Source organism: Candidatus Methylomirabilota bacterium, from assembly GCA_036005065.1.
Classification (GTDB): Bacteria; Methylomirabilota; Methylomirabilia; order Rokubacteriales; family DASRDR01; genus DASYQW01.
Genome location: DASYQW010000276.1, coordinates 1 through 5,464, shown reverse-complemented (window position 1 = coordinate 5,464; position 5,464 = coordinate 1). Strand labels below are relative to the sequence as shown.

The 5,464-nt window shown below is 69.5% G+C and carries 4 protein-coding genes; all 4 read right to left on the bottom strand.

The annotated features are described in order from the left end of the window. Positions 1–1,431 (bottom strand): CARDB domain-containing protein (locus VGW35_19025; protein ID HEV8309760.1); only part of this gene is annotated, 1,431 nt, incomplete at its 3' end. Then, complete coding sequence (locus VGW35_19020; protein HEV8309759.1) at positions 1,431–2,714, bottom strand: hypothetical protein; 1,284 nt, start codon at positions 2,712–2,714, stop codon at positions 1,431–1,433. The genes VGW35_19025 and VGW35_19020, both read right to left, overlap by 1 nt. Beyond that, positions 2,711–4,219 carry an oligosaccharide flippase family protein gene (locus VGW35_19015; GenBank protein HEV8309758.1) on the bottom strand — a complete coding sequence of 503 codons (1,509 nt, stop codon included), beginning with the start codon at positions 4,217–4,219 and terminating at the stop codon, positions 2,711–2,713. Before VGW35_19015 ends, VGW35_19020 begins: the two co-directional genes overlap by 4 nt. Beyond that, positions 4,212–5,464: hypothetical protein (locus VGW35_19010; protein ID HEV8309757.1), on the bottom strand; the 1,253-nt coding region annotated here is incomplete at its 5' end. The genes VGW35_19010 and VGW35_19015, both read right to left, overlap by 8 nt.

Here is a 5,464-nt window from a genome sequence, read left to right as displayed (position 1 = left end):
AGCGTGGTCGACCGACACCGCGCTCCGCACGGCCGCCATCCCCCAATGGAGCGCCTCGAGGTTGCCGGTCTTGAGGTCGTGCTTGAGCGCGGCCCGCACCCAGTCGTAGTGGCCGGCGCTCATCCCTTCCGCCCACTGGATGTCCCCGTAGTCCCGCCAGGCGTAGGTCTTGGGATCGGTGACGGGGTAGTAGAGGCCGCGCCGGAGGAGCGAGAAGAGCGTGGTCTTGGTCGAGTTTTCCTCGCCCGGCCACGCGGTCTGCGGGTTGTCGGTCGCATAGGCCTTGTCCCAGGAGGTGCCCTGCCAGCGGTCGTACTGCCGGAGCGCCGCCTCGGCCTCGGGATCCAGGCCCGGCAAGCCCTCGGGCGCGATCCCGAACCGGGCCATCAGCGCCTGGCGCTCGACGGCGGGCAGGGTGGGCAGGGCGTCGGTCTCGGCGAGGGCGGTGGCGTCGGCGAGTGCGGCATCGAGGGTGGCAAAGCGGTCCCACGCGTCTTCCCCCGCCCGCAGGGGCTCGGCGCCCTCGAAGAGGGTCAGGACGACCTCGGTCGCGGTGACGGTGATCCGCCGGGGCTGCCGCTCCCAGAACTCGGGGACGAGGTAGGCGTTGCCGTCGATCCGGACGAGGCCGGCGGTGCGCCCGCCCCACTGGCCCTCCACGGTGCTGGGGCCGACGCGGCGGAGCACGGTCGCGCCGCTGGTGATCGCGTAGGCGAAGCCGTACTGGGTGCCGGCCAGGGCGCTGGGCTCCCACCCCTGGTGGACCTCGGCCGGCACCGGCACCGTCAGGCCCTCGATGGTCGCCGCGGTCGCCGTCCCGGCCCGCGGCAGCCGCACCCGCAGCGCCGTGTGGGAATAGTCGGTCCCGGTCCGGTTCCGCAGCCGCACATCGTACCGCTTGCCGTGCGCGGTGGGCGTCCCCCGCACCTCGACCGTCACCCCCGTGAGCCCGAGGGCCCCCGACCTCGCGCTCACCACGGTCCCGTCGGCCAGCACCCACTCCACCAGGGGGGTGCTGATCGTCAGCGTTGTCGCCGCGGTGTTGTTGTTCTCGCGCCGCTCCTGGATCAGTCCGCTCGGGTCGACCTCGGCAACGAGCCGATAGGTCCCCGGAGCCGCCCCCGCCGGAATGGGCAGACCGGCCGCGGCGCTGATTTTCCCGCGGGCCGCCAGGGGGGGCAGGGTCTGGTTCAGCAACACCACTCCCTCGAGGGAGTAGCGGACGGTGGAGCCCGGGGCCGCGGCATTCCCGATATTCTGAATCGTGGCCATGACCGAGAAGGTTTCCCCGGCCAGGGCGACACCACGCGGGGCGTCCAATGAAACGGTGAGGTCCGGCAGCTGGTCAGCCCTGACGTCGGCCACCGGGCCCAGAAGCCAGAGCACCATGAGCATACCGACCCCGACGATCAACCTTGCCTTGCCTGACATCAAACCCTCCCCGTTCGCACGAAATTGCCGCGGTCTGACGAGAGTCGTTGAACCGCGGTGTCTTGAGCCTCTTCATCAACGGGCCCGGCCACTCGACCCCGCCGGCTGTCGTGGCCATACCGCCGACCGGACTGCTCGATCACGGAAGCCGCCCCCCGGAGAAGCGCGGCGGCCACTGCCGCCGCCACCGCCGCCGCCCCGGTGGACGTGAAGTGGACGAAGTCGTAGTAGGTCTCGAGGCTCGGCTCGAGGATCGGCATGAGATCCAGCTGTTCGATCCCGAGCTCGTCCGCCACCCGGGCCGCGCGCTGGTCCATGAGACCCATCAGCCGGCAGACCACCTCGATGGAGTAGTAGGTGGTGACCTCCTCCCGCCACGGCTTCCCCACACCGCCGTGCCAGAGATGGGCCCGCTCATCATGGCTATAGTCCTTCTCGAACCAGGGTTGCCTTACCACGAGCACCCGATCGGCGCCGGCCCTGGCCTTCAGGAGGAGCTTCCGGAAATGGTCGTCGAAGTGGTTCAACATGGCCGTGGGGTCCGGCATTCTGTCGATCGTCTTCGCGCGGGCCCGCATGGCGCGGGCCTTTTCCACCCATTTCCCCGCTCGGTCACGCACCTCGACGCCCGAAAGCACCCGCTGCCGGAGTCTCCGGAGGAGCTCGACCAGGGCCAGCTCCGACAGCCGCCAGCCGAACGGTCCCTCCGGGTGCCAGGAGAAGACCCAGGACGCCGGGAGCGGGCGCGGTCGGAGCGACGGCGGCGCGCCGTTCTCGAGCCACTGGAAGACATCGTTGCCGCCCACCATGATGACGATGGCGTTCAGCCGTCGGTACCGAGGCAGCACGCGCTCGAAGATCAGGTCCAGGGCCGGGGACGCGACGCCGGAGCGGCCGATGTTGCCGACATGCACCCTGGAGGCTCCGAGAATTCGCAGTGACTCCGGCGTCTCGAGTCGACGCTGGAGGGCGCCGGGCCAGCTCGAACACTGATCCAGGAAGAGTCCTTCGACGGGACTTCCGCCGGCGACCAGGACCCGGTACAGGTTCTTCTCCGCCGTGGGGACGTCGCTTCCGCGCTCCCCATCCCGGTTGATCTCGAATCGGACCGGGGACTCGAGCTCGGGCAGCGCCGCCCGGTCCAGGTTCAGCTGGAGCCTGAGGCCCGGGGGCCACACGTAGTAGCGGCCCCGACGGCGCAGCCACCACCGGGCGCCGAGCTCCGGCCAACCGGGAAGCAGCACGGCGGCCGCCCGCCCTAGAAGTCTGAAGAAGGGCTTCACGCCGCGCTCCACGCGAGCAGGCGTGCCAGGTGGCCCCTCAGATCCAGGTAGGGGTCGTCCCGGTACACGAAGAGGACCCAGGTCACCCCGAACAGGAGGGCCATGGCCAGTCCAGCCCCGGCCAGGCCGACCACGCTGTGAACCTCGAGACCCAGCCTGAACCAGAGCAGCAGGGCCAGGGCCGGCAGACTCCCGATGACGGCCCGGGGGACGACGTACCGCAGGTAGCCCACGAACGGAATCTGCAGCTCCCGGCACGCGTACCCGAGCACGACCAGGGCGAAGAGGACGTTGGGGACCGCCGTTCCCAGGGCCACGCCCGGAAGGCCCAGCGGGCGCACGAGCAACAGGCTCAGGCCGAGGTTCAGAACCCCGGCGGCCAGGAAGGCGATGGTCGGCAGTCCCGGCTTTCCCAGCCCCATGAGGATGGGGAGGGCCACTCCCCGGACGGGCAGAAAGACCAGGCTGGACACCATGAGGATCTGCAAGATCTCTCCCGCCGGTCCCTCGAAGGCGGGGTCGATCCACCACCCGATGAATCTCGGTCCGAGGACCATGAGGAAGAGCCCGGCCATCAGCGTGAGGGACAGCGCGATCTTGGACCACCGGAGGAACATCTCCCGGAGCTCCGCGGACTTGCCCTGCGCGCTCAGCGTGGTGGCCATGGGCATGACCACCGCCGCGATCGCGACGAGGAACTCCATGAGGTAGACGACGAAGCTGTTGGCCACGGCGTAGTAGGGGATCCGACCCACGTCGAGGAACGCGGCGATCACGAGGGAGTCCGTCTGAAAGGCGAGACGACCGGCCAGGCTCAGCATCAGCACGTAGAGGCTGAACGAGAAGATCCGTCGCACCATGCGCCGGTCGAAGTCGGTGAGGCTCATGCGGATGCCCGGATACCGCCGGCGGACGAGCAACCAGCAGACCGAGAACTCGAAGGCGAGGCACGCGATCTGGATCACGGCCAGGAAGACCATGGTTCCGTTGAAGGTCAGAAGCCCCAGCGTGAGCCCCAGCCGCAGGAGAAGGCTTCCCATCAGGATCACGTTGCGAAGGACGAAGTCCTGGTAGGCCGCCATGATGGCGAAGGGGATCTGCGTCACGAAGCCCGCCGACACCTGGAGCACCACCAGCCCGAAGGCGAGGCGGGCCTCGGAGCGCAAGGCGGCCGGGATCTCGTACGTCAGGTCGAAGAAGGCGAACAGCCCGGCTCCCACCAGCAGCGCGGCCGCCCCCATGATGAGGTAGAGACCGGTACAGCTCCCGATGGCCTCGTTCATCCGCTGCCGGTCGCCTTCGGCGGCGTGCTGGGCGAAGTACCGGACCGAGGCCATGGGCACGCCCAGGACCAGCAGGCTCAGATAGGCCGTCACGGAGGTGATCAAGGTCCAGGTTCCGTAGCCCTCCTCGCCGAGGGTGCGGAGGAGGAAGGGCATGAGGACGTAGACGACGGCGACGGTCGCCAGCGTCACGGCCCAGTTGCTTCCGATGCTCCTAAACACCCGGCCTCCTCGCGGCCGGCATGCTCGGCCCGCCCTTCTCCGCCGCGCGCGTGCCCACGGGGCCCTCCGATGCGCGCAGCTCGCGGGTCGGGGAACAGCGGGAGCTGCACCACTGCGCGGCGCGGTCACCGAAGAGCTGCATCCAGCCCAGGATCTTGGTCTCGGTCGCGGGGTACTGATTGGTGAGGAAGCCGACGATGGCCGGGTCCGGATGGGCCGAGCGATAGACATAGTCGCGGAAGACCTGACGGGCGATGGGCGTCCAGGTCGCGGGGTCGCGCGTGGCCAGCCAGGCCAGCAGATCGACGACCAGGGCGTTGTAGGCGACCTCCGGCTGGGAGGTGGCCTTCGCGCACGCGAACCCGGGCGGGCACCAGTAGAACGCGAAGGCGCCCGCGGTCGTGGCCGTCGGCGGGTAGTACGGGCCATTCGGGACCGGGGTGGTCAGCCAGGTGGCCCAGCGGGTCAAGAGCGCCTCGTATTCGGATGTCCACTCGCCCCGCGCCATGGCCAGGTCGGCAAAGGCCAGCATCCCCTTGGCCGTGTAGCCGTGCTGGAGGGGATAGACGTTGTTGGCGTAACCCCAGCGGCTTCGGTCCCCGATGTATCCCTTCTGGCCCCAGACGGCCTCCTCCAGCAGCAACGCGTCCATGAGCTCCCTGGCCTTGGTCCAGTACTTGCGGTCTCCGGTCTCCCGGAAGGTCACCACCTGGGCCAGCAGCGGCCACCCCACGATCCGGACCTCTCCCCCCAGCGCGTTCCAGTCCCTCGGCGGCACGCTGAAGGCCGGGTTGGACCCGCCCCAGAAGCGCCAGTCCCCCTCGGCCATGTCGATGGCGGCCTCGCGCACCCAGGGATCGCCGGTGAGGGCGGCGGCCAGGAACAGGCCTTCGAGCCAGGAGTGGGTGGGGCGGGCGACGAAATCGACGCCGCCATGGTTTCCCTTCTCGTACCGGGCGAAGCCGGCCAGGTTCGTCCAGTCGTTCAGGGCCGGCGTCTTCGGGCTCGCCCAGGCGTGGTCGACCGACACCGCGCTCCGCACGGCCGCCATCCCCCAGCGGAGCGCCTCGAGGTTGCCGGTCTTGAGGTAGTGCTTGAGCGCGGCCCGCACCCAGTCGTAGTGACCGGCGCTCATCCCTTCCGCCCACTGGATGTCCCCGTAGTCGCGCCAGGTGTAGGTCTTGGGGACCTTGATGGGGTAATAGAGGCCGCGCCGGAAGAGCGAGAAGAGCGTGGTTCTGGTCG